General features: G+C 68.8%; 24 protein-coding genes and 1 pseudogene. 14 read left to right on the forward strand and 11 right to left on the reverse strand.

The genetic code is table 11. The annotated features are described in order from the left end of the window. Nucleotides 1–19 precede the first annotated feature (19 nt). Nucleotides 20–619: a TetR/AcrR family transcriptional regulator C-terminal domain-containing protein gene (locus tag Q9R33_RS07780; protein WP_311293385.1), complete on the reverse strand. Its 600-nt coding sequence runs from the start codon at nt 617–619 to the stop codon at nt 20–22. An 89-nt stretch (nt 620–708) separates the two neighbouring features. On the opposite strand from Q9R33_RS07780, the gene Q9R33_RS07785 reads away from it, so the two are divergent. From Q9R33_RS07785 to Q9R33_RS07810, 6 genes are read left to right on the forward strand one after another with little or no spacing between them, the layout of a single operon-like run. Next, nucleotides 709–1347, forward strand: a complete 639-nt coding sequence (locus Q9R33_RS07785) for a biotin transporter BioY (RefSeq protein ID WP_056365108.1) — start codon at nt 709–711, stop codon at nt 1345–1347. Beyond that, nucleotides 1344–2432 (forward strand): class I adenylate-forming enzyme family protein, encoded by a 1089-nt coding sequence (locus tag Q9R33_RS07790; RefSeq protein ID WP_311293386.1) that lies wholly within the window; start codon nt 1344–1346, stop codon nt 2430–2432. Before Q9R33_RS07785 ends, Q9R33_RS07790 begins: the two co-directional genes overlap by 4 nt. After that, nucleotides 2422–3546, forward strand: coding sequence for a thiolase family protein (locus Q9R33_RS07795; RefSeq protein WP_311293387.1), 1125 nt, complete (start codon nt 2422–2424; stop codon nt 3544–3546). The genes Q9R33_RS07790 and Q9R33_RS07795 overlap by 11 nt, the downstream gene beginning before the upstream one ends. Continuing rightward, nucleotides 3543–4226: an ABC transporter ATP-binding protein gene (locus Q9R33_RS07800; RefSeq protein WP_311293388.1), complete on the forward strand. Its 684-nt coding sequence runs from the start codon at nt 3543–3545 to the stop codon at nt 4224–4226. Before Q9R33_RS07795 ends, Q9R33_RS07800 begins: the two co-directional genes overlap by 4 nt. Next, nucleotides 4220–4831: an energy-coupling factor transporter transmembrane protein EcfT gene (locus tag Q9R33_RS07805; RefSeq protein ID WP_311293389.1), complete on the forward strand. Its 612-nt coding sequence runs from the start codon at nt 4220–4222 to the stop codon at nt 4829–4831. The genes Q9R33_RS07800 and Q9R33_RS07805 overlap by 7 nt, the downstream gene beginning before the upstream one ends. Further along, nucleotides 4828–5154 carry a CHY zinc finger protein gene (locus Q9R33_RS07810; RefSeq protein ID WP_056365120.1) on the forward strand — a complete coding sequence of 109 codons (327 nt, stop codon included), beginning with the start codon at nt 4828–4830 and terminating at the stop codon, nt 5152–5154. The genes Q9R33_RS07805 and Q9R33_RS07810 overlap by 4 nt, the downstream gene beginning before the upstream one ends. Nucleotides 5155–5491: 337 nt before the next feature. Here the strand turns inward: Q9R33_RS07810 and Q9R33_RS07815 are convergent, their stop codons facing one another. Continuing rightward, nucleotides 5492–6121 carry a TetR/AcrR family transcriptional regulator gene (locus Q9R33_RS07815; protein WP_311293390.1) on the reverse strand — a complete coding sequence of 210 codons (630 nt, stop codon included), beginning with the start codon at nt 6119–6121 and terminating at the stop codon, nt 5492–5494. Between the two features lie 101 nt (nt 6122–6222). Between Q9R33_RS07815 and Q9R33_RS07820 the strand changes: the two genes are divergently transcribed. After that, the gene (locus Q9R33_RS07820; protein ID WP_311293391.1) at nt 6223–8277 is read left to right on the forward strand and encodes a GMC family oxidoreductase; all 2055 of its coding nucleotides are present in this window, start codon (nt 6223–6225) and stop codon (nt 8275–8277) included. A 222-nt stretch (nt 8278–8499) separates the two neighbouring features. On the opposite strand, the gene Q9R33_RS07825 is transcribed toward Q9R33_RS07820, so the two are convergent. Then, nucleotides 8500–9249 (reverse strand): hypothetical protein, encoded by a 750-nt coding sequence (locus tag Q9R33_RS07825; protein ID WP_311293392.1) that lies wholly within the window; start codon nt 9247–9249, stop codon nt 8500–8502. Between the two features lie 173 nt (nt 9250–9422). On the opposite strand from Q9R33_RS07825, the gene Q9R33_RS07830 reads away from it, so the two are divergent. Then, on the forward strand, nt 9423–9896 hold the full coding sequence (locus Q9R33_RS07830; RefSeq protein ID WP_311293393.1) for a hypothetical protein: 474 nt from the start codon (nt 9423–9425) through the stop codon (nt 9894–9896). 346 nt (nt 9897–10242) lie between these two features. On the opposite strand, the gene Q9R33_RS07835 is transcribed toward Q9R33_RS07830, so the two are convergent. Beyond that, nucleotides 10243–10623 (reverse strand): hypothetical protein, encoded by a 381-nt coding sequence (locus Q9R33_RS07835; protein WP_311293394.1) that lies wholly within the window; start codon nt 10621–10623, stop codon nt 10243–10245. 442 nt (nt 10624–11065) lie between these two features. On the opposite strand from Q9R33_RS07835, the gene Q9R33_RS07840 reads away from it, so the two are divergent. The 3 genes from Q9R33_RS07840 (at nt 11066) to Q9R33_RS07850 (ending at nt 13959) form a co-directional block, all read left to right on the forward strand. After that, complete coding sequence (locus Q9R33_RS07840; RefSeq protein ID WP_311293395.1) at nt 11066–11848, forward strand: hypothetical protein; 783 nt, start codon at nt 11066–11068, stop codon at nt 11846–11848. A 258-nt stretch (nt 11849–12106) separates the two neighbouring features. Then, a complete protein-coding gene (locus Q9R33_RS07845) occupies nt 12107–13498 on the forward strand; it encodes a DUF3696 domain-containing protein (protein ID WP_311293396.1) in 1392 nt (463 codons plus the stop codon). Between the two features lie 101 nt (nt 13499–13599). Beyond that, complete coding sequence (locus tag Q9R33_RS07850) at nt 13600–13959, forward strand: hypothetical protein (RefSeq protein WP_311293397.1); 360 nt, start codon at nt 13600–13602, stop codon at nt 13957–13959. 1242 nt (nt 13960–15201) lie between these two features. Here Q9R33_RS07850 and Q9R33_RS07855 read toward each other — a convergent pair. The 6 genes and pseudogenes from Q9R33_RS07855 to Q9R33_RS07880 form a co-directional block, all read right to left on the reverse strand. Then, nucleotides 15202–18354 (reverse strand): annotated as a pseudogene (locus Q9R33_RS07855) (efflux RND transporter permease subunit); the annotation flags it as partial. 91 nt (nt 18355–18445) lie between these two features. Next, nucleotides 18446–18817 (reverse strand): fluoride efflux transporter CrcB, encoded by a 372-nt coding sequence (crcB, locus tag Q9R33_RS07860; RefSeq protein ID WP_311293398.1) that lies wholly within the window; start codon nt 18815–18817, stop codon nt 18446–18448. Then, nucleotides 18814–19227, reverse strand: coding sequence for a CrcB family protein (locus Q9R33_RS07865; protein ID WP_056365141.1), 414 nt, complete (start codon nt 19225–19227; stop codon nt 18814–18816). Before Q9R33_RS07865 ends, crcB begins: the two co-directional genes overlap by 4 nt. A gap of 161 nt (nt 19228–19388) precedes the next feature. Beyond that, nucleotides 19389–20357 carry a DNA topoisomerase IB gene (locus Q9R33_RS07870; RefSeq protein WP_310244567.1) on the reverse strand — a complete coding sequence of 323 codons (969 nt, stop codon included), beginning with the start codon at nt 20355–20357 and terminating at the stop codon, nt 19389–19391. Nucleotides 20358–20429: 72 nt separating this feature from the next. Beyond that, entirely contained in the window at nt 20430–20696 is a 267-nt protein-coding gene (locus tag Q9R33_RS07875) for a Rho termination factor N-terminal domain-containing protein (protein WP_311293399.1), read from the reverse strand. 36 nt (nt 20697–20732) lie between these two features. Continuing rightward, the gene (locus Q9R33_RS07880) at nt 20733–21617 is read right to left on the reverse strand and encodes an SDR family oxidoreductase (protein ID WP_311293400.1); all 885 of its coding nucleotides are present in this window, start codon (nt 21615–21617) and stop codon (nt 20733–20735) included. Between the two features lie 214 nt (nt 21618–21831). On the opposite strand from Q9R33_RS07880, the gene Q9R33_RS07885 reads away from it, so the two are divergent. After that, complete coding sequence (locus Q9R33_RS07885; protein ID WP_162239839.1) at nt 21832–21996, forward strand: DUF2207 domain-containing protein; 165 nt, start codon at nt 21832–21834, stop codon at nt 21994–21996. 150 nt (nt 21997–22146) lie between these two features. On the opposite strand, the gene Q9R33_RS07890 is transcribed toward Q9R33_RS07885, so the two are convergent. Next, nucleotides 22147–22929: a MerR family transcriptional regulator gene (locus Q9R33_RS07890; RefSeq protein WP_310244558.1), complete on the reverse strand. Its 783-nt coding sequence runs from the start codon at nt 22927–22929 to the stop codon at nt 22147–22149. A 283-nt stretch (nt 22930–23212) separates the two neighbouring features. Between Q9R33_RS07890 and Q9R33_RS07895 the strand changes: the two genes are divergently transcribed. Together Q9R33_RS07895 and Q9R33_RS07900 are read left to right on the forward strand one after the other, a co-directional pair. After that, nucleotides 23213–24181, forward strand: a complete 969-nt coding sequence (locus Q9R33_RS07895; protein ID WP_311293401.1) for a DUF4097 family beta strand repeat-containing protein — start codon at nt 23213–23215, stop codon at nt 24179–24181. A 5-nt stretch (nt 24182–24186) separates the two neighbouring features. Next, nucleotides 24187–24795 carry a PadR family transcriptional regulator gene (locus tag Q9R33_RS07900; RefSeq protein WP_056366620.1) on the forward strand — a complete coding sequence of 203 codons (609 nt, stop codon included), beginning with the start codon at nt 24187–24189 and terminating at the stop codon, nt 24793–24795.

Here is a 24795-nt window from a genome sequence, read left to right on the forward strand (position 1 = left end):
CAGTCCCGGCGTCGCGCGGTCAGCCGTGGCCGCGGCGCAGCTGCAGTCCCCCGACGAGGAGCTCGACGCCGAACACGAACTCGGCATCCGATGCCTCGTCCTGCCGCGGTTCGTCGATCCCGGTTACCTGGACACCCAGGTCGCGGTACTGCTGCCGTTGCTGCTCGTGCAGGACATGACCGAGCACGAAATGGAGCAGGACCGCGGTCGCCCGCTGAACGGATTCATCGTCGAACCCGCCGGCGGCGATCGCCGCAGCGAGGCGGTGCTGCGCGGCCCGGGACCCCAGGCCGAGGGCGAACGTGCTCGCCACCAGTTCGGCACCGTCCCGGTGAGCGAGCAGCGCGGCGCGAAGCGCGAACGCTTCCGCGCGGACGCGGGCGGCCCACTCCGGATCCGCCGATCCGGAGTCCACCTCTGCGACGATCCGGTCGGAGAGTTCCGCCAGCAGACTCTGCTTGTTCGGGAAGTGCCAGTACAGGGCGCTCGGCTGCACCTCCAGCGCGGCCGCGAGGCGACGCATCGTCAGGTCGGGCAGGCCGTACTCGTCGAGGATCCGCATCGCGGTGCGTGCGACCTCGTCGCGGGTGTGACCCCGACCTGCTCTCGCCGACCCCATCACAGCACTCTACTGAACAGCGTTATAGTGAACAGCGTTCAAGTGAACACCGTTCAGGACCACTGTATCCATCGAAGGGACCTCGTCCGATGGCCACTCCCCCCGCATCTTCGCTCGCCCCGCAGACAGGCGTTCACGCGCTCGACGCGACCGCGCTGGCCCGCGTCGCGGTGTTCGCCGCGATCATCGCCGTACTCGGACTGCCGGGCGGCTTCACGATCCTCGGCGCGGTGCCGATCACGGCGCAGACGCTGGGCGTCATGCTCGCAGGCGCCATCCTCGGCCCGTGGCTGGGCGCGCTGTCGGTCACCGTCCTGCTCGGCCTCGTCGCGGTCGGGATGCCGCTGCTCGCGGGTGGACGCGGCGGCATCGGCGTCTTCTTCGGCCCGTCCGCCGGATACCTGCTCGGGTGGGTCGCCGGGGCCATCGTGATCGGACTCATCGTTCACGCCGGCGGCCGCAAGCCCACGACCTGGCGCACGCTGCTCGGCGTCGTGGTCGGCGGCATCCTCGTCGTGTACGCGCTCGGCATCCCGGTGCAGAGCCTGGTGACGCGGCTGCCGCTGGCCGAGACGGCGCTGATGAGCCTGGTGTTCGTGCCCGGCGATCTGGTGAAGGCGGTGCTGGCGACGGCAATCGTGGTGACGCTCGTGCGGGCATACCCGCGCGCGTTCCGCCGGGCGTGGACGACGAAGCCCGCCGACATCGATCCCGCACCCGTGTCGTGATCGTCCCGCTCGCCGGCGACGCGGCCGACCTGCTCGAGCGCGTGCGGGCGACGCGCGAAGCCGGCGACATCCCGCTCGTGGGCGATCCGCGCTGGCCGCGTGCCCAATGGGATGCGGTGATCGCCGCGGCTGCCGAAGCGGGCTCTCCCGACGGCATCGCCTGGGCGACGCAGACGTCGGGCAGCGCGGGTCGACCGCGGATCGTGCTGCGCACCGCCTCCTCGTGGGAGGACTCCTTCGGCGCCGTGTCGAGGCTGCTCGCCGTCGGCCTCGATGACGTGGTCGCGCTGCCGTCGCCGCCCGTGTCCTCGCTCACGATGTTCTCGGTCGCGCACGCGCTTGCCGGCGGCCCGCGTCCGCTGCTGGGCGCCGCCGTCGGCCCGGATGCCACGTGTCTGCACTGCACCCCGCAGGCGCTGCGGGTCGTGCTCGACGCCGGCGCCCCGCCGCGGCTGCGGACGGCGCTCGTCGGAGGCTCGCACCTCGACGACGCGCTGCGCGAGCGCGCCCGGGCCGCCGGCATCCGTGTCGTCGCGTATTACGGCGCCGCAGAGCTGTCGTTCGTCGCCGTCGACCACGGTGACGGGCTGCGGGCGTTCCCGGGGGTGGAGCTGCGCGTCCGCGACGGTGAGCTGTGGGTGCGGTCGTCGTTCGTCGCATCAGGCTATGCGGGCGCCCCCGGTCCGCTGCGGCGCGACGGCGCGTGGGCCACGGTCGGCGACCGCGCCGAGCTCGTCGACGGACGGTTGCGGCTGCTCGGCCGCGCGGATGACGCGATCCTGAGCGCGTCGGCCACCATCGTTCCCGAGGAGGTCGAGGAGGTGCTCCGCTCTGTTCCCGGCATCCGAGACGCGATCGTGTTCGGACTTCCCCGCGAACGGGTCGGGGCGCTCGTCGCCGCGTTCGTGGAGTTCGACGGCCACGCCGATGACCTGCGCGAAACGGTCACGACCCGCCTGGCACCTGCTCACCGGCCACGGCAGTGGTTCGCCGGCGAACTGCCACGCACCGCATCGGGCAAACCGGCCCGGGCGCAAGCCGTCCGCCAGGTCCTGGACGGGGAGGTGCCGCGCGTTGCCGTCTGACCGCGACCCCGTCATCATCGCCGCCCGCCGGACGCCGATCGGCACCCGCGGGCGGGCTCTCGCCGGGCTGGACGTCGGCGCGCTCGGCGCCGCCGTGATCCGCGCGACGCTGGTCGACGCCGCGACGGCGACGGGCTCGCCCGTCACGGTGGCCGACGTCCTGCTCGGCAACTGCATGGGCCCGGGCGGCAACCCGGGGCGCGTGGCCGCCCTCGCCGCCGGCCTGGCGCCCTCGGTGCCGGGCGGCACCGTCGACCGCCAGTGCGGCAGCGGCCTCGCCGCCGTGCTGGACGCAGTGGCCGCGATCCGCGGCGGCGACGACCGGATGCGGGTGGCCGGGGGCGTCGAGAGCCCCTCGACCGCTCCGGTGCGCAGTGTCGGGGGTGTCGCCTACGACCGGGCCCCGTTCGCACCCTCCGGCTTCCCTGACCCTGACATGACACGGGCGGCCGAGGACCTCGCGGCGCACGACGGGATCGCGCGCTCCCGGCAGGACGCGCACGCGGCCCGCAGCCACGCGCGGGCCCGGGCCGCCCGAGCCGCGGGGCGCTTCGAGGCCGAGCTGGTGCCGCTCGCGGGCCTCCGTAACGACGATGCGATCGGCGGGGCCGAACCGCTGCTGCCGCGGCTGCCTCCCCTGTTTCCCGGCGGAACGGTCACCGCGGGCACCTCGACGCGCATCGGCGATGGCGCGGCAGCCGTCGTCGTCGCCCCCGCCGGCACCGGCCCGGGACTCGCCGTGCGCGCGTCCGCCGTGGTCGGATGCGACCCCGCGCTTCCCGGCGTCGGCGCGGCCCCCGGCATCCACTCCGCCCTGCAGGCAGCCGGTGCGACCGTCGCCGACGTGGCGGCGTTCGAGATCGTCGAGGCGTTCGCCGCGCAGAGCCTCGCGGTGCTGGACCGGCTCGGCGTCGCCGACGACGATCCGCGGGTCTGCGCCGACGGCGGCGCCCTCGCGCTCGGACACCCGTGGGGCGCCAGCGGCGCCGTGGCTCTCGTGCGCCTGTTCAGCAGACTCGTGCGCAACGGCCGGCCCGCGGGCACGCTCGGGGTCGCCGCCGCGTCGGTCGGCGGCGGACTGGGGATCGCGGCAGTGGTCGAGGTGGTGCGGTGACGATCCGGCTGGACTCCGTGAGCCTCCGGCTCGGCGACACGGATGTGCTGAGCGACGTGACACTCGACCTCGACGCGCGCACCGTGGCGGTCATCGGCGAGAACGGGTCGGGCAAGTCGACGTTCGCCCGGCTGATGGGTGGCCTGGTGCGTCCGAGCGGCGGCTCGTTGAGCATCCTCGGCCTCGACACCGCCCGCCACGCGGCAGAGCTCCGCCGACGCACCGCGCTCGTGTTCAGCAATCCCGACGCGCAGATCGTCATGCCGACCGTCGCAGAGGACGTCGCGTTCTCGCTCCGCGCCGAACGGATGCCGTCGGCCGAGGTCCGCGAGCGGGTCGAGGTGGCTCTCGAGAGGTTCGGCCTCACGTCGCTCGCCGAGCGGTCCGCTCATGACCTCTCCGGAGGACAGAAGCAGCTGCTCGCCCTGTGCGGCGCGTTCGTCCGGCGACCGGACCTCGTGATCGCCGACGAACCGACCGCCTACCTCGACGCCCGCAACGCGCGGCTCATCGCCGACCATCTGTTCGCCGACGCCGGCCACCGGCTGATCCTGGTGACCCACGACCTGAACCTCGCCCAGCGCTGCGAGACGGCCGTGCTGTTCGCCGGGGGCCGGGTCGCGGCGGTCGGCGAGCCCGCCGCGGTCGTCGCCGAGTATGAAGTGCTCCTGCGATGCTGACGCTCTACCGCCCCGGCGACGGCTGGCTGCACCGGATGCCGGCCGGCCCGAAGACGCTGCTGCTGCTCGCCGTCACACTCGGAGTGCTCCTGGTGCCCACCGCGTGGTGGACGGCCGCCGCGGCGGCGGCGATCAGCGTCGGCGCGTACGCGGTGGCAGGGCTCGGCGACGGCCTCTGCGGGATGCGGGAGCTCGGCCGTCAGCTGTTCGCGCTGCGCTGGATCGTCCTGATCACCGTCGCCGGGCAACTGCTCTTCGTCGGCCCGGAACCGGCGGCCGCCAACATCGCTCGGGTGACGGCATCCCTCGTTCTCGCGGGGCTCCTCGTCCTCACCACCCGCGTCAGCGAGCTTCTCGACGCGTTCGAACGCGGTCTGCGCCCACTGCGACGCATCGGCGTCGACTCCGAGCGTGCTGCGCTCCTGCTCACGGTGACGCTCGGCACCATCCCCGTACTCGCCCGGCTCGCCGGCGAGGTCCGCGACGCGCAACGAGCCCGTGGCGCCCGCGCGACCCTGCGCACCTTCGTCGTCCCGTTCCTCGTCGTCTCGCTCAAGCACGCCGATCAGCTCGGCGACGCCCTCGCCGCGCGGGGGCTGCGATGAGGCAGGAGCGCCCCCGCGTCCTCGGGCCGGTGGTGGATGCCGAGACCCGCTGCATCCACTACTCCACACCCCTGGACGTCATCGCGATCAGGTTCCGGTGCTGCGGCGAGTTCTACCCCTGCCACATCTGTCACGCGGAGTCCGTCGACCATCCGGCCGAGCAATGGTCCGCCGATGAGCGCGCCGACCGCGCTGTACTGTGCGGGCCGTGCGGGTACCGGCTGACGATCACGGAGTACGCCCGCGCCGAAGCGTGCCCGGCCTGCGCGGCGCCGTTCAACCCCGGATGCAAACTGCACTGGGAACTGTACTTCCAGGTCTGACCCGAACACTCCCGTCCGAGTGTCGTTGCGTTTCGATCCCACCGACGGCCATCATCACCCTGATGACGTGCCCACTGGGATCCCTATCCGGGCAACGCACGTAAGCGGGATGAGGTGAACGGCTTCAGGCCGTACGGTCGGCATCCGCTTGCGGGCGGTCCTCGAAAGGGGTACCCCTCCCGGGCATTGCCTGCGGCGACCCTGCGCGGGTAGCCGGCGAACAAGATCCGTTCCACATCGGCGACGAGGTGCGATTGCGGCAACCATCGAGCGATCACCGCGTCCGCTCGCTCTGGAAGTGGGCAAGGGTTCCTCCGTCGGTGGTGCAGTGATCGTGTCAGCGCGGTGCGATGGACTGGACCGGTCGCCAGGACGCGATGACGCCGTCGAGGTGGTGGCCGAACTGCGCCGCGAGATCGATCGTCGGGTTGAGCAACCATTGCAGTTCGATGCCGTCCAAGTACGCGATGAGCGCGCGGCACTGCTGATCGATCTCGCCCTCGCTCATCGGGCGTGCGTCGCCGGCGTCGATGGCCAGGGTGAGCTGTGCGCCGAAGTCTGAGACGGTGTCGTCATACCTCTTGCGGATGAACTCCGCGGCCGGGTGGTTCGGATCGGTCGCCTCAGTGCTGAGGGTGAGGAACAGTTCGAGGTATCCGGGGTGATCGACGTGGTAGCGCAAGAGGTTGCGGAGTCCGTTGAAGAAGTCCAGACCGGTGGCGTCCGGGTCTCTGAGCTGGTCGGTCTGCTCGCGCCAGTACTGGAGCACGCCGGTGAGGAGGTCCTCCTTCCCGTCGAAGTGGCGGGTCACCGCGGCGGGGGTCACTCCGACGGCGGTCGCGATCTGTCGCAGTGAGCCGTTTCGATAGCCGTAGGTCGCGAACACCTCGGCGGCGGTCGTGATGATCTGCCGGCGGCGAGCGATGCCGCTTCGGTACGGTCCTCGCCTCGTCCGCTCTTCGGTCATGGTCACACCCTCCGACTCTTGTTGAAATGTTAGCGTGCGCGTACTATTCGTGAACAGTCAGCAGCTGGATACTGTTCATCCGTTGCGGGGAAGGTGAGTCATTGGCCGACGAGGACCAGGTCACACACCGTGTCGATCCGACGCTGCGCCCCCTCTTCGACACGGTCATCCCTCCGGATCGTTGGGCGGGAGGTTGGGACGGCGGAGTCGAACGCCTGCTGCGTGACCACGGCTCGGACTTCCTGTCGTGGAGCGAGTCGCCCCTCGAGGCCGCCGTGCAGGCGGTGGAGCGTGCGGCACTGCGCGTTCATCAGCGATCGTTCGCCGCGCTGGCCGCCGAGGATCGCTCTGCCGTGTTCGCAGCGCTTCTTGCGGAGGAGCGGGAAGGCGGCGCACTGGACGCGCTGATCACCGTCGCCTACCAGGGCTACTACGCCGGCAGCCGCGAACCGGCAGGGTGGGCAATGGTCGGCTACTCCGCGGTCCCGAACGGGGTCGATCCCGTCGACTCTGCCGATCCTCGGGGGATCGACGCAGAATCGCTCGCCGAGTCCTACGACGTGATCGTCGTCGGTGCCGGAGCAGGCGGCGGCGCGGTGGCCGCCGAGCTCGCCGAGCGCGGCCAGCATGTGCTGCTGATCGACCGGGCGCAGCCGATGCGGAACGAGGAACTCCGGGGCAACCATCTTCAAGGGAAGCGGACGGGGCGCTATGACGTCCGTGTGGGCCCGCACGCCGGCAACCCGCGTGTGCTCGAACACCCCGACGGGAGCGCGGAGGTGCTTCGCGCCGAGGGCGATGCGCTGGCCTATGGGCTGAACGCGATGGTGCTGGGTGGTGGCACGCGGGTTTGGCAGGGCATGTCGTGGCGGTTCTGGGAGCAAGACTTCCGGATGGCGTCCACCTACGGGGTCCCGGCGGGCAGCACCCTTGCAGACTGGCCGTTCGAGTATTCGGAGCTGGAGCCGTACTACGAGCGCGCGGAGTGGGAGCTCGGCGTCGCGGGCGACGCGGACAGCGCAGTCGGACGGATGACGCCGCGGCGCCGCGGCTACCCGATGCCCGCAATGCCCACCGACCGCACCCGGGACGCGTTCACGGCCGCGGCGCGCCTGCTCGGGCTGACGACATCACCGATCCCGTTCGCGATCAACACCATTCCTCGGGGTGGCAGAGCCGCCTGTGTCCGCTGCGCGCAATGCATCGGCCACGCCTGCCCCGTCAACGCGAAGAACGGGGTGCAGAACACCTTCATCCCGCGGGCACTGGCGACTGGCCGCGCCGATCTGTTCCTCGGCGCGCAGGTCACCGCCATCCAGCACGACGGCAACGGAACCGCGACAGGCGTCGTCGGGGTGGTCTCGGATACCGCGGGGCAACGCCGATTCCGGGTGCGCGCAGACCGGGTCGTCGTCGCGGCAGGAACCATCGAGACCGCCCGGCTGCTGCTGGCCTCGGGGCTGGGCAACGACTGGGTCGGCCGCAACCACATGACTCACGGCGTCGCGCTCGCGATCGCCGGGGACAGCCCCGACATCAAGGAAACCATCGGCCCCGGACACTCCGTCGCCACCGTCGACTTCGTACACCACGACCCTGACGGATGGGGAGGCGGCGTCATCTTCGACGCAGCCCTGCAGTTCCCCTACGACAAGGCCCAAGCCGGCCGTCAGCTCGCTCCCGCCCCGTTCGGTGCCGCCCACAAGACCTGGATGCGCGAGACGCCGAACCTGGTCGGCACGATGTCGATGGTGCAGGAGATCCCGCACGAGCAGACCCGAGTGCTGCTGGATCCCGTGCTCACGGACCGGCACGGCATGCCCGCCGCCCGCTTGCGCGGCACCGCCCACGACGCGACCCGGGCCAACGTCACCGCCATGGCAGGACACTGCGCCGACTGGCTGCGAGCCGCCGGCGGCGGGCGGATCGTGACTCGGGAGATGCCGATCGCACCCCAAGGGCAGGAGCACTCCGCCGGAACCGCCCGCCTCTCCAGCGACCCCGCGACCGGGGCGTGCGACCCTCAGGGCAGACTGTGGGGAACTCGCAACGTCTACGTCGCGGACGCCTCCCTCCACGTCACCAACGGCGGCTTCAACCCCGCCCTCACCGTCATCGCCAACGCCCTCCGCGTCGGCACCCTCATCCCCGACTGACCCACCGCTGCGCGCTGCGCGACTGCCATCCGTAAACGGGCATTGCACGTACGCGGTCCATCGCGTGCGGGCATGAGCGCGTGCGAAGGGCATCCGCTTGCGGGCGGGGGACCCGTCAGTGGGTAGGGCTGGTTCAACTTCTCGACTTGGCGCTCCCAGCGCGATGTTGGAAACAGCGAAGGGCTCCGCTGCCGTACCAGCGAAGCCCTTCTGTCGGCGTACTTACGAGAAGTATCCGCTCACTCCGACGGAAAAGGTGGGACACGACTCCCCAAACAGGCTTGCGGAGAACGTGACGGTGCCGCCGTCGGCAACCTCGTCGGTTTGCTCGGCAAAGGTGATCAGGCTCGACACGAGCGAGTCCCCCTCGAAGCAGTACACCGAAACAGCGTAGGGGCCGACTGTTTCCGCCCCCGTCGCGTTCGTGGCGCTTCCGACGATGGCGTCTCCCGACACATTCGCCTCGCTGACGGTCAGCGGCGCCGTGTTGTACGGGCTGGTGTCGACCGGACTCGTGCTCACCTCAAACTCGTACTCAGAGTCGGCGGGAATGGCGTCCGCGTTCTCGAAGAAGATGTACGCGAGCCCTACCTCACCAGGCTGGAGCTGCGCTGGTGTCGTCCCCTGACTGCTGCCGGTGGCGACGATGGATCCTCCGCTGCGCGCGGTTGCCGTCCAGTCGACGTGCGAGATTCCGTCGCTTGTGTTGTTTCGAAACGCGAAGATCAGAGTTCCGCTGACGGCGTCGAGCGGTCCTACCTGTACGACCGTTACCTCGCCTGGCTCGCCGTCCCCCAAGTTCGGCTGCGCTGTTCCACCGAGGTAGCCGCTGGCGTTGAACGGCAGCGGCTCGACCTGGGCGGCCGGCTCTGCAGATGGCGTCGAAGCGGCGGCCGTCGGCTTCGTCGATGCCTCCTCGTCCGTGGCTCCACATGCCGTAAGCAGAAGCGACGCGGCGAGAATCGTCGCCATTCCCCCAATGGTTCTCATATCCGCCACGCTATCGGTCGACAGCGCCGGCAATTCGCACGACCATGCCGCAGCGCCGACCTCGATCAACTCCGGGCGCATTCGCGTCTCACGGTTCGATCACGGCATGCAGCGTCGCTTCTTGTGTGTCATTGCCGGTCCATAGGATTCAGTCCGTGAATCACCGCTTCCTAGCACCGCTCGCTATCGCCGCCCTCCTCCTTACGGGTTGCTCCGCCGCTGACCCGGACTCGACGAGCGCCGGCGGCACCGCGTCGTCGTCGGCCGCACCCGAGGAAACGCAAGCTCCTCCAGCCGAGCCTCTCGACCTGACCGGCGAATGGAAGCAGACCAACTCGAAGTCCGCCGACTCCTACCAGGCGGCCACAATCAGCGCCGACCGCATCGACGTCAACTGGGTCAACGACGCAGACTCCACAAAGGCCATCTACTGGGTGGGTACCTACGCAGCGCCGACCGAGGACACCGAGACATACTCGTGGGAATCGCAGGCGGACGCCGCCGCCCTGGAGAACGCACTCCTGGCTTCGCAGGATCCGACCAAGACGTTCGCATATGCCAACGGTGTACTCAGCTACGAGCTCACTGCCATGGGCGTGACCATGACTGTCGAGATGCAGCGCCAGTAACCGGCGAAGGGAGGCGGCCGCAGCACACGGCCACCTCCACTTCCTCTTCAGCATCGGAGGGGCGGGTCACCACGCCCGCTTTAGCCGGGACACCAGTCGAACTCGCGTGTAACTGATCCGGCCAGACCCAGTCGTCACCGAGTCTTCACCGGATCAGGGTCCCGAGCGAAGTCGATCCGCTTACGGGCAGTGGTCGGTAGTCGCGGGTTGCGAGCGGGTCGGAGCGCGTTCCATATCCATCCGTGTGCGTGCGTCGCACTGAACGGTACTCGTGGGCGCCAGCCCTGCCCACGGCGGGCCGGTACGTCCACCGAGGGGACGTTCGTGTCACCGCGGGACCGGCCGTTCAGGTGAAGAGGTACGAGCGAGACTCAGGTTGGTCAGGCCGGAATCGACGGACGATCAACCTACGCGCTTCGGGAAAGTCATCGACCGCGCAGCGCTCACCATGGATGTCGAGGTCATACCAGATGCACCCGAGCTCGACCGGGTCGCCCAAGATGTATGGGTAGGAATCGAAGCCCTGGCCCTCAGCGACGCGCTTCACGAGATACTGCGTACGCCAGGGCACCGGATACGCGATGACATCGCCGGGCTCGGGAACCTCGTTCAGCCCGAAATAGGCCCAGGGGGTTAGGTCGTCAACAAAATGGCCATCGCCCATGTCTGAGGCGCTGAAAACGAGCTGCAACAGAGTCCGATATTCGGGAACCTCCTCACTCACCACGCCCTGAGACTACTGGCGCTGTCGAACTGCCACACCGCTGAGGTGACAACAACCGAGTCGACACCTGCCAGCGCGTTCGATCCGCTTGCGGGCGGGCGCCCGATCATAGACGGCTGGCGCGCACTCGACCGGATCTACGTCCGGAGTCAGTGGACTCTGGCTGGCGGAAACCGCAACGCCACGGATCGTCCTTCAGCGCCGCTACGAACGGATACCGCGGGGTCAGCGCGCACTGGGCTGACCGCACGCCAATGAGCCCGGCGTAACCGTCGGCTTCACGCGCGAGTCCCTACCCACCCGACCCTCCACGCGACCGGCCCCGACCATCGATCGGTCTTCGGTTCGTTAGGTCCGCCCACGCTGATACTCGCTTCGAGGATGGGGCTCGCCAAGGAGAACTTGGTCGTGCTTAGATCGGCCAACTACTACGGAGGGGCAAGTCATGAACGAGAGTGACGTCGGGGAGCAGGCACCCGATCTGCTTTTCGTAGACCTCGGCACAGATTCCGAGTTCAAGAAGGGCAAGGATTACCCGGTAGTCCCTGCGTCATCGTCTGAGGCGGGCTCGAAACCCTTCCCTCAGGCTGCCGCTTACTATCTCTCGGTGGATCTACTGCGACTGAACGCTGGAGACCTTCCGGACTTGACCGAAGACAACGAAGCTAGCCTCACGATTCGTGTGGATGCTCAGAGTCCGCAGGATCCCGAAGATGAGAAGGCGGCCGCGATCGTCCTGACATTCAACGTGAAGGACTACCGCAAGGCGAGCGGCTTCATGTATCGGGGCGCATTTACGAAAGTGAAGTTCACAAACGACATCAACCTCAGGCTTTCGCTTGACGAGATCGACGGTCAGTTCGCGGAGGGTTTCAAGAAGGTACTCCAGGTACTCGACAAGTCAGGTCTCACAGAAATCGATGCGATCAAGGCATTTCCCTACCTGGACGTTGTCGAAAGCCTTGTAGGCGGCCTTGTAGATACTTTCAAAGGCAAGAACGACTCGGTTTGGGCGGAACGCGCTCACCTGTGGGGTAAGCCGGCACCCATGTCCGGACGCGCCTTCCTCCGTAACGGCATTTATGCAGTGGTCGGCAGGAACCCAGCACTCCTATCCGCGGCATCGTCGGGGGGACTCACGTTCAAGGATGGGCGACTGCTCGAGGACGGTCGCCCCACGGTCGCCACCTACCTACTCATGAGCGTGGCGGTCGACCCCGCGGTATAGGTCCTCGGTTCCCGTCGCCCGTGACGATCCTCGAACGATATAGCGCCACGTATCCGTGCCTGGCGGTTACCACGAGCGGTAATGCCGCGTGTAGGGCAATCCTCAATCGATCACGGCCCGATAGATGCCGCCTCGCTGGCGGGCCGGCGCAAGTTCAGTTCGGACGCAAGGCCGGGTTAGACATCCGAGGAGCAGCGCTTGCGCAGCGAAGGGCAGTCGGGACCAATAGAGTTTGCTCGACGAGGGAGCGGCGACGCGATGACGAGCTTGACAAGAATGAGGCTGCGCAACTTCAAGAGTTGGCAGGACACGGGAGATGTTCGGCTAGCGCCGATCACTGCCTTCTTTGGCTCGAACTCCTCCGGCAAGACGAGTCTGCTTCAGAGCCTGCTGCTGCTGCGTCAAACGACTGAGTCGCCCGACCGCAGCCGCGTTCTCGACCTCGGTGGTCCATCGACACTCGTGGACCTCGGCACAGCTCAAGACATCCAGTACGGGCATGACCAGGCAAACCTCGTCGGAGTTGAAGTCGAGTGGGTCGAGGATTCGGCTATACAGATCACCGACCCAGTGCTACGTGCGCGGAAACTCCGCTCCACAATCATCGACAGCGACCGGCTCGGCATCGGTACGTCGCTCCAGATCGACAAAAGCGGTATCCGGGTTGAGCGAACGGAATACTCGCTCGGCGACGCCACCTTCGCAATGGTCCGCCGGGAGAGCGAGGCGTCATACGATCTGACATCCAACAAGTACACGTTTGTTCGGGCGCCCGGACGAGCCTGGCCTTTGCCTCACCCCGCCAGGTTCTACGGGTTTCCGGATCAGGTTAGGGCGTACTTTCAGAACGCGAGCTTTCTCAGCGATCTCGAACTGAAGCTGGAGCAACGATTCGGACGCATAAGGTATCTCGGCCCACTTAGAGATGACCCAAGGCGCCAGTACATCTTCGCTGGCGGTGTACCTGGTGACGTCGGCCGACGGGGCGAACTATCGATCGATGCGTTGATCGCCTCCCGGTTGGCCGGAACAAAGGTGACGCGTGGGCGCACCTCACGTAACTATCGATTGCCCGCGATAGCCACCGAGCAACTGGTTGCGGAGTGGTTGAAGGAACTGGGGCTAATCGATCGCTTCACCGTGGAAGCGCTCGATGATCGGGAAACTGTGTTCCGCGTGAGCGTCCAGCGACGGTCAATGTCGACACCTGTTCTGCTCACCGATGTGGGGTTTGGAGTCAGTCAAGTGCTCCCCGTGTTGGTGCTTCTTGCCTATGCGCAACCCGGTGACACCGTTGTGCTTGAACAGCCAGAGATTCACCTGCACCCAGCAGTGCAGGCCGGGTTGGCAGACATTATCATCGAGACTGCACTCGCGCGTGGTGTTCAGATCATCCTCGAGAGCCACAGTGAGCACCTCCTTGCAAGATTGCAGCGGAGAATCGCGGAACGCACTTTGGACCGCGGACTCACGCTCGACGTTGCTGACGTAGCACTCTACTTCTGTGAGGTAGCACAGGATTCCAGCCAGATTCGCGAGCTAGAACTGGACCTCTTCGGCAGTATCGCCAACTGGCCGAGGGACTTCTTCGGTGACCCGACACAGGAGGCGCTCGCCATGCTCGAGGCGCGGGCGGCGCGCGAGGCGTGAGAAACGTCGTAGACACGAACGTCTTGATCGCGGCCAACGGTCGGCAAACTCACGCGGATGCGCTCCTTAGTGCGGCGGCCGCTAGGTGTTTGATTGAGTTGATGGCCGGGACCGAGGTGCTCCTCGAGGACACGCTCGGGCATGTGCTAACCGAGTACAAGAACTACATGCAGTTCAGCGGCCAACCCGGCGTCGGGGACTATTTTTTCCGCTGGTATCTGCAGAACAGGTGGGACGGCCGACGAGTGGATCGGATCGAACTCGAGCCGTCCCAACCTCTCCCGCAGTATTTGCCAGAACCACTCCGCGCATTCGATCCTTCGGACCATAAATGGATCGCCGTCTACATCGAAGGGTCGGCCGATGTGATCGTCAATGCGACGGATAGTGACTGGGCGGAATCGCGAGACGTGCTCCTTGAACACTCAATCAGAGTGCGTGAACTGGCTGATGAGGTGTAGAGAGTGTCGCCATCCGCGGCCTGAGACGCCGTGCCATAAGGATCGCAGCCAATGGGGACAGCCCTAACACGGCAATTCGTGGGATCGGCGACTCACTGTCGGTGATCCCTCTTGTCCGCGCGGCGGCTCAAGACTCTCCCGAGCGGTGCGCAAGACGGTCCTCCAGCGCGCGGGCGCCTGAGGACTCGGCCCGTCGCGTGGGGACGCGCGGCGGTGGTGCGCGTTTACCCAGCCCCGCGAAGGGACCCGCGTGGCCGCCCTATTCGCGCGGCCACGCGGAGAGTCCCGTCGGCAATCTGGCTAGGACACCGACCTGTGTCAGTGGTCGTCGCGGGGACGATCCTCGTCACCCTCGGCCCCGTCGGCCCCGTCGGACTCGTCGCCTGCGGGTGAGGCGTCACCGGCGTGCGGCTCCGTCTCGTCGGTCGCGACGTCGGCATGATCAGGTCCCGTAGCGTTGTCGCCGTCTTCCGCGGAGTCCTCAGCGGACGCGGGCGATTCCACCGGCTCCGGCTCGACGCTGGTTTCACCCGGAGCGCCACTCGTCGGCTCGCCCGTCTCGTCCGACTCCGCTGCGGGCTCAGGTTCTGCGGCGGGCTCCGGCTCATCGGGAGTCTCCCCCGGCGCCGCGTCATCAGCCGCTTCCGTCGTGGAGTCAGAGGCCTCGGCCGCCTCGCCGCCCAGCCCGTCGCCGTCCCCCGGCTCCGTGTTCTCCGGTGCCTGGGTGTCGCCCGAGACGCTGACCTCGGGCGCCTGGGCGGCCTCAGGCTCAGACACAGCCGGCTGCTCAGCGCCCGCGGCCTCCGGAGCGGACGCCACGTCGGGCTCCACCGTCTCGGGCTCGACCTCGGGCTCCAGCGCGGCAACCTCCCCTGCTGGCTCGGGCTCGACCTCAGCCCCCGCCTCGACCTCGGCCCCGGCCTCGACCTCTGCCGCGGGCTCGGCGTCAGCCTCCAGCGCAGCCACCTCGCGGGCGGGCGCGGCCTCGACGGGTGCAGGGGTCGAGTCCGACACCTCGATGTCGGGGCCCTCCTCGATCTCGGGCACGGCTACCTGGGCGGTCTCGGCATCGGCCGAGCCGCCCACCGCACGCTGACGACGCTGCCGCCGGGTCTCGAACGCCGCCCCACCGGCAACCCCTGCAGCACCGCCATCACCGGCTGCACCCGAACCCGCAACGTCACCCGCACCCGCGGCACCAGCGGCACTGGCAGCGACACCCGCACCTACGAGCACGCCCGCGGTCGCAGCATCCGTCCCGCCATCCGGGCCATCGCCCTCCGGAGCCGGGCCGCCGCCATCACCCTCGTCGCGGCGCTTACGCCGCTCGATGCGCCGCTCCTTCGCACCCTCGACGAGGTTGTACAGCGTCGGCAGCACGAGCAGCGTCAGCACGGTCGACGACACCAGGCCGCCGATCACGACGATCGCGAGGGGCTGCGAGATGAAGCCGCCCTGACCCGTGATGCCGAGCGCCATGGGCGTGAGCGCGAAGATGGTCGCGAGCGCCGTCATGAGGATCGGGCGGAGGCGTCGCGAACCACCGGCCACGGTGGCGTCGTGGGCAGTCAGGCCCTTCTCGCGGTACTGGTTCACGAGGTCGACGAGCACGATCGCGTTCGTCACCACGATGCCGATGAGCATCAGCACACCGATGAGCGATGCGACGCCGAGCGGCACGCCCGTGATGATCTGCAGCAGGATCGCGCCGGTCGCCGCGAACGGCACCGACACGAGCAGCAGCAGCGGCTGACGCAGCGACTTGAAGGTCGCGACCATCACGATGTAGACGATCAGGATCGCCGCGAGGAGCGCCAGGCCGAGCTGGGAGAACGCGTCCTGCTGCTGCGTCACGACGCCGCCGAGCGTCGCGTCGGCCGACGACGGAAGGTCGGCGTCGGCGAGCGCAGTCGTGACAGAGGCCGTCGCGGTCTGGAGGTTGTCGGTCGACGGGGTCACCGTGACGGTCGACGTGCGCTGGCCGCCCTCGGTGGTGATCGAGGTCGGACCCTCGCTCTCCTCCACGGTCGCGACCTGCTCGAGCGGGATCGGGCCGGTGGCGCTCGGCACCTGCAGCTGGCGCAGGTCGTCGAGCGAAGCCGGCGTCTCGGACGCCGCGAGGTAGACCGTGAGCGACGTGTCGTCGATCTCGACGGTGCCGATCGACTGCGGCTGCATCGTGTTCGACACCAGCGCGCCGACCGCGACCTCCGAGAGGCCGAGCTCCGCGGCCTTGTCGCGATCCACCGTCACGGCGATGTACGGCAGCGAGGCCGACAGGTTGCTCGTGACCTGGCCCACGCCGTCGGCTCCTTCGACGGCCGAGATGACAGCATCCGTCGCGTCCTGAAGCGTCGACGAATCGGGAGCCGTCACGTCGATCGCGATGTCGGTCGAGCCGAAGCCGCCGCCCCCCGCGGCGACCGTGATCTCACCGGCGTCGTCGAGGTCGGCGACCGCGTCCTGCACCTCTTCGCGCAGCGCGACCTGGTCGACGCCCGGGTCGGTGGTGATCGAGTACGTGATGCCGCTGCCGCCGCCCGAGAAGGCGTCGCGCAGGGCCGAGCCGCTCGAGCCGATCGACACCTGCACGGTCTCGATGCCGTCGATGTCGAGGAGCACCTCTTCGACCTGCTCCGCGGCGGCGCTCTCGGCCTCGAGCGAGGGGGCCGGGCCGATGTCCTGGGTCATCGTGAACGTGTTCTGGCCCGAGTCGCCGAGGAAGTTCGTCTTCATGAAGGGGGCCGCGGCGATCGTGCCGACGAGCACCAGCACGGCGAGGGCGAGCGTGATCCACGAATGGCGGAGCGTCCAGCGGAGGATCGGCAGGTACGACTTCTGCAGGCGGCTCGGCGGCGCCGCCGGGTCCTCCGGGTCGACCGCGACGCCCCCGGCGTCGAGGATCGGCTTGCCGGGCTTGAGGAACCAGTATGCGAGCACCGGAACGATGGTGAGCGCGACGAACAGCGACGCGGTCATGGCGATCGTCACCGTCATCGCGAACGGACGGAACAGCTCGCCCGTGACATCGCCGACGAACGCGATCGGCAGGAACACCGCGACCGTCACGATCGTCGACGCCGTGATGGCCGACGCCACCTCGCGCACCGCGCGACGGATCGAGTCGCCCTTGTCTGCGTCGCCGACGTAATGCCTCTTGATGTTCTCGATGACGACGATGGAATCGTCGACCACGCGCCCGATCGCGATCGTGATCGCGCCGAGGGTCAGGATGTTGAGCGAGTAGCCGAACGCCTGCAGACCGATGAACGTGATCAGGATGCTGGTCGGGATCGAGATCGCCGCGACGAGCGTCGAGCGCACCGACAGCAGGAAGATGAAGATCACGATCACCGCGAAGACGAGGCCGAGCAGGCCCTCCTTCGCGAGGGTGTCGATGGACTCCTGGATGTACGGCGCCTGGTCGAACACGACCGTGAACTCGGCGCCGTCGAGCGAGTCCTCGAGGTCGGGCAGCACCGCGAGCACGCCGCGCGACACATCGACCGTGTTGGCGGCGGGCAGCTTCGTGACGGCGATCGTGAGCGCCGGCTCGCCGTTCACGCGCGAGATGGTCGTGACCGGATCGGCCTCTTCCGCAACGGTCGAGACGTCGCCGATGGTCTTCGGGCCTGCGACGAACTGGTCGGCCGTCGAGGGCACGAGCGGCAGCGCCGCGATCTCGTCGACCGACGAGATCTTCGAGCCCGTCTGCACCGTCAGCGTCTCGTCGCCCTCGGTGATCTCGCCACCCGGGAACAGCACGCCGTTCTGGTCGAGCGCGTCGCGGATCGCCTGCTGCGTGTAGCCGGCCTCGGCGAGCTTCGCCGGGTCGGGGGCGATCGTGACGCGCTGGCCGACGCCGCCGACGATCTGCGCGGCGTTGACGCCCGCGACGTCCTCGAGATCCGGGATGACGGATGCCTCGAGCTGCGCCTGGATCGTCGCCTCGTCGTCGTAGCCGGTCACGGCCAGTTGGATCACCGGGAAGTCGTCGATGCTCGCCGAGATGACACTGGGCTCGACCCCGGTCGGCAGCTGCGACTTGATGCGGTTGATCGCCTGCGTCATCTTCTGCTCGGCGGTCGCGAGATCGGTGCCGTAGGTGAAGGACGCCTGCACGATCGAGGCGTTCGTGGTGCTCGTCGCACTCGTCGACTCGAGCCCCGGAACGCCCTGGATGGCGGTCTCGATGGGCACCGACACGTCGTTGCTCACGACCTCGGGCGACGCGCCCGGGTACGTCGAGACGACGATGAGCGCGGGGAACTCGATCGACGGGATCAGTTCCTGCTTGAGGTTCGTGAGCGCGAGACCGCCGAAGATGGCGGCGACGATCGTGATGAGCGCGATGAGCGCGCGGTTCTTGAGACTCAGAACGGCGAGGTTCGACACACGGAGGCCTTCGCTGGTGAGGTGATGCAGGGGGAGGGCGCGAGCCCGCACGATACGGAGATGTATCGCGTTTCAGTATTTCATGCGGCTCTCATGAAACCGCTCCCCCGAGGAGGAGGCCGAGACCCGCCGCGATGGCTGCGAGCGCGAGCGTGCCGAAGAGGTTGAGGGCGGCGTGCTGCCAGCGCTTCCGCTGGGCGAGCAGCACGGTCTCGACCGTGACGGTGCTGAAGGTCGTGTACCCGCCGAGCAGGCCGAGCCCGAGCACGAGCGACAACTCCGGGGCGATGGCCGTGCCGAGCCCGGTGATCACGCCGAGCACGAACGAGCCCGACACGTTGACCACGAGGATCCCGACCGGGAAACGTGCACCGTTCGCCGGGGTCAGCCACCGGTCGACGACGTACCGCAGCCCCGCCCCGACGCCGCCCGCGAGCGCGGCGACCAGCAGCCAGGGGCTCACTCGGCGTCCTCCGGGTACTCGATCTCGCCGGGCCGGTCGGCGATCCGGCGTCCGATGAACAGTCCGACGATCGCGCCGACGACACCCGCGATGATGGATGCTGCCGCCAGCCCCGCAGCCATCCACGGCGTCGCGACCCACAGAGCAGTGGCCACCGCGAACGCGCTGTAGGTCGTGAAGCCGCCCATGATCCCCGTCCCGAGGAACGAGCGGAGCATCGGCCGCCGATCATCGAGCCAGCCGACGACGACCCCGAGGATGAGGGACCCGACCACGTTGATCCCGAGCGTCACCCACGGCACCGCCGTGGGATCGGTCACCGGGTCGAGCACGAGCGCGCGGGCGAGGACGCCGATCGCGCCGCCGGCCACCGTCACCCCGAGGATCCGGGGATCGACGGGCTGCGGCATCCCTTCACGCTACTCGCCCGATGATCCCGGATACTCAGAGCGTTTCGACTTCGCGCGCCGGAGCGCGCTCCGCTCAACGAGCGGGAAGTCAGAGATTTCGCTCGTTGAGCGAGCGAGGAACGAGCGAGTCGAAACGCCCCGAGCGCGGTCGCAACGCCGGCTCAGCGTCCCGGCCGCAGCAGCCCCCGGATCGCCGACTCCGGCGTGATCGAGAGGTCGAGCAGGTTCCCCTCGCGGTACCGCGTGAAGACCCGCGGGTCGATGTACGACCCCCGCGCGACCGCCGGGGTGTTGCCGAGCGCCTCGGCCGTCGCGCGCACGGCGAGCACCTCGGCGCGCTTGCGGTCGGTCTTGGTGTCGACCGTGCCGATGCGTGCAAGCGCCTCGGCCGCGAGGATCGTGCCGCGCAGCGTCCGGAAGTCCTTCGCGGTGAACTTGCCGCCCGTGAGAGCCCGCACGTACGCATTCACCTCCGCCGGGGTGAGCGCGACCCGGCGCCCGCCCCGCTGCCACGCGAGCAGCGGCGACCGCGGCCGACCCGTGGCCAGCACCTCCATCGCGGCGGCGAGGTCGGCGTCGTCGAGCTCGAGCACCTGGTGCTTGCCGCTCTTGCCCGGAAACGCGAAGGAGACGACGGATGCCTCGACCGAGACATCCCGTCGCTGCAGCGTCGTGAGGCCCCGGCTGCCGTGCGCGGCGAGATACCGCTCCGAGCCGATGCGCGGGGCTGCGTCGTCGAGGAGGCGGAACGCGACCGCGAGCACCCGCTCGCGGTCGAGCGCCTCGCGGCGGATCGACGTGGTGACGCGCGCCCGCGCGCGCGGCAGCGCCTCGGCGAGCGCGAGCGACCGCGCGAACTTGCCACGGTCTCGGCCTGCGGTCCAGTCGGGGTGGTAGACGTACTGGCGGCGCCCGGCGTCGTCGACGCCCACCGCCTGGATGTGCCCGTCGGGCCGCGTGCTGATCCACACGTCCTGCCACGCGGGCGGGATCACCAGGCCGTGTATCCGGTCCAGGTGCCGGGGTCCGGGCGTGCGGCCCTTCGCGTCGAGGTACCGGAAGCCCGACCCGGACCGCAGCCGACGGAAGCCGGGGTCCTCGTAGGGACGGACGCGCGCGAGCTTCGGCATCCGATCACGCTACCGGGATCGCAGGGCCGGCCGACGGGCTCGGGTGACCGGCCGGCCGAGTCTCCTGCTGCGTCAGTGATTGCGGATCATCGAGATGAGCTCGGACTTCTTCTTGCCCGAGTACCCCGTCAAGCCCAGCTCCTTCGCGCGCTTGCGCAGCTCGGGCACCGTGCGGTCGTCGTAGTCCTTCGCTTTCGCACCGCGTCTGCCGACCGTCTTGCGGCCCTGCGCCGCCGCGGCGTTCGAGATGCGTGCGGCCTTCTCCTTCGAGGCGCCGTCCTTGCGGAGCTCCTCGTACATGTCGCGGTCCTTGAGGTTCGATCCGCGTCGTCCTGGCATGGCTTCCTCCTTCGTCCACCGCCGCGGGGGCGGGTTTCACAGGCCCTTCCCTCCGGTCACGGGCAGGATGGCGCCCGACGTGAACGACGCGTCGTCGCTCGCGAGGTACACGTAGGCGCCGGCGAGCTCGGCGGGCTGACCCGCGCGGCCCAGCGGCGTGTCCTGTCCGAACGTCGCCAGGCGCTCAGCATCCCATCCGGTCGCGGGGATGAGCGGCGTCCAGATCGGACCCGGCGCGACGCCGTTCACGCGGATGCCCTTCGGGCCGAGCTCTTCGGCGAGCGCCTTGACGAACGCGACCTGGGCAGCCTTGGTCATCGCGTAGTCGATGAGCCCCGGCGACGGGTTGAACGCCTGGATCGAGGTGGTGACGATGATCGACGATCCGGGCTTCAGGTGAGGGATCGCGGCACGCGCGGTGAACATCTGCGCGTACAGATTGGTGCGGAAGACGCGGTCCAGCTCTTCGGTCTCGAGGTTCTCGATGCCGTCGCGATCCTTCTGATACGCGGCATTGAGCACGAGCACGTCGAGTCCGCCGAACTCGCCGACCGTCCGCTCGACGATCTCGGCGCAGAAGTCCTCGTCGCGCAGGTCGCCCTTCAGCGGAAGGGCTTGCGCACCGCTCTCGGTGATCCACCGCGCGGTGTCGTCGGCGTCCTCCTGCTCCTCTGGCATGTGGGTCAGCGCGACGTCCGCACCCTCGCGGGCGAAGGCGATGGCGACGGCGCGGCCGATGCCGGAATCGCCGCCCGTGATGAGCGCCCGGCGCTCCGAGAGCCGCAGCGCGCCCCGATACGAGCGTTCGCCGTGGTCGGGCTCGGGTCGCGTCTCATCGGTGAGGCCCGGCTGCTCCTGGTGCTGCGCCGGGAAGCCGTCGTCGTGGTGAGCGGTCGTCGGATCGGTCGCGGATGTGCTCATACCCGCGAAGCTACGGACGCGGTCCCGAACGCTCACGGGGGTTGACAGCGCCCGCCGGACCGCCCTAGGCACCGCGCCGGTAGGCCCGGCGTATCACCGGCCGACGAGGGTCGTCAACCCCCTACGGACCGTGCCCTCCGGGTGCCACTGTCGAGATGTGCCCACGAGGCACGCGATGCATCACATGCATCGACGACGAAGAAGGAGAGCTCCTATGAACCTCGCCCTGATCATCATCATCGTCGTCGCGATCATCCTTGCGATCGTCGGCGGCCTGAATACGGCGCTGAGCTGGCTGCTGTGGGTGGCCATCATCGTCGGCGTCATCGCCCTGATCGCTTTCCTGTTCCGAGTGATCAGCGGCGGACGACGCACCTGACCCCTGCACCACAGGATCAGTTGACGAACGGATGCCGCGGCCACTGCTGGCCGCGGCATCCGTCCGTCTTCTCGCGGTTGGCGCTCTTCCCGCTCACCTGTCACGAATCGTCGGTCGGACCGGCATATCGCGACAGGTGAGCGAGGAGGACTACAGGTTCGCGTCCGCGTAGACGCGGAGCGCGTCGCGCACGAACTCGGCGCCGTGCGTGCCGCCCTGGCTCGTCGCGTAGTTCGCGCCGAACCGCGGGTCCGCGACGTACATCTCGCCGAGGCCGATCACGTACGCCTTCACGTCGCCGCCGGGCGCCGCCGCGGGCGTCCCGGGAATGCCGGTCAGCCACTCGACGTGCCGCTTCGCGACCGCCTGGGCCTCGTCGCTGTCGGGGGCGATCCCGGATTCCGCGGCCGCGATCCAGTCACGGCCGAGGTCTGAGACACGCTGCTGCCACGCGGCCTTCTCGTCGGCGCTCATCGAGCGCCACCAGCGGTCGCTGTCGGCGTACGCCTTCTTTCCCCAGCGCTGTTCGACCTCGTCCTTGTACTGCGTGTGGTCGAAGCCGTCGAACATGTTCTCTGCCATCAGTCGTTCACCTCCTCTCACTGCACTGATCGTGTTCTCGACCGACGCGATCTGCCGCGCCAGTCGGCTCTGCTCCTGCCGGAGCCATGACAGGTGCGCCTCGAGGGCGGGCACCTCGCCGGTCTCCCGCTCGATCACCGCAGCGATCTGCGGCAGCCCGAGTCCGAGCTCGCGCAGCAGCAGAATGCGCTGCAGCCGCACGAGCGCGGCCTGGCCGTAGTACCGGTAGCCGTTGTGGCCGATGCTCGACGGCGCGAGCAGGCCGATGTCGTCGTAGTGGCGGAGGGTGCGGCTGGTGGTGCCGGCGAGCTTCGCGATCTGCTGGATCGACCACTCCTGCTCGTCTTCCATGACGACCTCCTCTCGTCTCCTCGTCGTCGCTGACAACGCTAAAGGTTGACGTTGCGTCAAGGTCAAGCCGCGGCATCCATTTCGCCCTCTGGTCGGGGCGCGCCGCGGCCAATCGGGGCGCGGCGGACACGCCCCAACCGTGCGCGACGCGCCCCAAACCCGGGAGGAACCTGAGGATCGAGACCCGCGCCCTTGGCACAGACGCGATATATCGTGTTATCCTCGCATCACGCGATATATCGCAACTCCGACCAACACTCAGAGATACGCAGGAGAAGCAGTCATGACCCTGGAGAAGTGGATCATCCACCCGGGCGAGACGCGCGTCATCGACATCGAGGACGTGCGCACGCTCAAGATCGGCCTCGTCGGCGGGCAGGTCGACGTGATCGCCCACGACGAGCCCGGCGTCCGCATCGAAGTGCACGACGTCACCGTCAAGGACCTCCGCATCGAGGTCGCCGACGACCACGTCGAGATCGACCACCCGCAGCTGCGCTGGGACAACTTCCTCGAGGTGTTCCGCAACTTCGGCAACACCGGCCCGAAGGCCGAGATCAGCGTCGCGGTCCCCCGCGAGGTCGCCCTCACCCTCGGCGTCGTCAGCGCGAGCGCCCTCGTCTCAGGCCTGCAGAACAACGCCTCGCTCAACACCGTGTCGGGCGACATCATCGTCGACGGCCTCACCGGCGACCTGTCGGTCAACGCCGTCTCGGGCGACGTGCAGGTGCGCGAGCTCGTCGGCTCGCTCAACGCCAACAGCGTCTCGGGCGACGTGGCCACCACCGGAACCCTCCGCAAGGCCACCATCGACACGGTCTCGGGCTCGGTGCTCGTGGACTCGGTCGGCGACATCCTGTCGGTCGGCCTCAACACCGTCAGCGGCACCTCGACCGTGCGCCTCGACGAGGGCCATCCGGCCAACTACGTCATCCGCAGCGTCAGCGGCAAGGTCCAGGTGGACGGCGTCGTGCGCTCCGGCAACGGCACCGGCCCGACCACCAACTACGCCGGCTCCGTCGGCGAGCTCTCGGGCCGCTTCGCCGACGTGCGCGCCCACAGCGTCTCGGGCGACATCACGGTGCTGCGCCGCGCGGCTTCTCCGGTGACGGATGCTGCGCCCCCCGCGTCCGTCGACGCCCCGGCGTCGCCCCCGGCTCCGGCTTCGGCCGAGTCGTCGGCCCCCGCTGCGGGTGTCGACGAAGCGGCCGCCGGTGAAGCGGCGGACGGCTACGACCGAGAAGGGCTGTGAACACCATGACCCCGGTCTTCTCGCACGGCGATCTTCGCCTGTACCTGCTGAACCTGCTCGATGAGGGGCCGCGCCACGGCTACGACATCATGCAGGCCCTGTCGGACCGCACCGGGGGCACCTACACCCCGAGTGCCGGCACCATCTATCCACGTCTGGCGAAGCTCGAAGAGGAGGGCCTCGTGACCAAGACCGTGGACGGACGCAAGACCGTGTACGCGATCACCGAGGCCGGCCACGCCGAGGTGCAGTCGCGCGCGGGCGAGCTCGAGGGCATCGAGGCCGGCCTCGCCGACTCGGTGCGGCTCATCGCCGACGAGGTGCGCGGGAGCGTCCGCGAGGCGATGAAGAGCCTCCGCGCCGACCTCGCCGCCGCCTCGCGCGAGGAGCGCCAGACGACACCTCAGCCCTCGCGCGAGGACGACCCGCGGGTGCGCAGCCGTGAGCAGGTGCAGCGCGTCGACGCCCTCGTGAACGAGTTCCGCGCCAACGTGCGCGGCGACGTCCGCGTCCACGTCGCCCGGGGCGGCGAGCTCGCCTCGTCGATCGTCGACCAGCTCGCGAGCGAGCTCGACCGTGTGGCCCGCGACGTGACACGCGCGCTGCGCGGCTGA

It is taken from the genome of Microbacterium sp. PRC9, from assembly GCF_031844125.1.
Classification (GTDB): Bacteria; Actinomycetota; Actinomycetes; order Actinomycetales; family Microbacteriaceae; genus Microbacterium.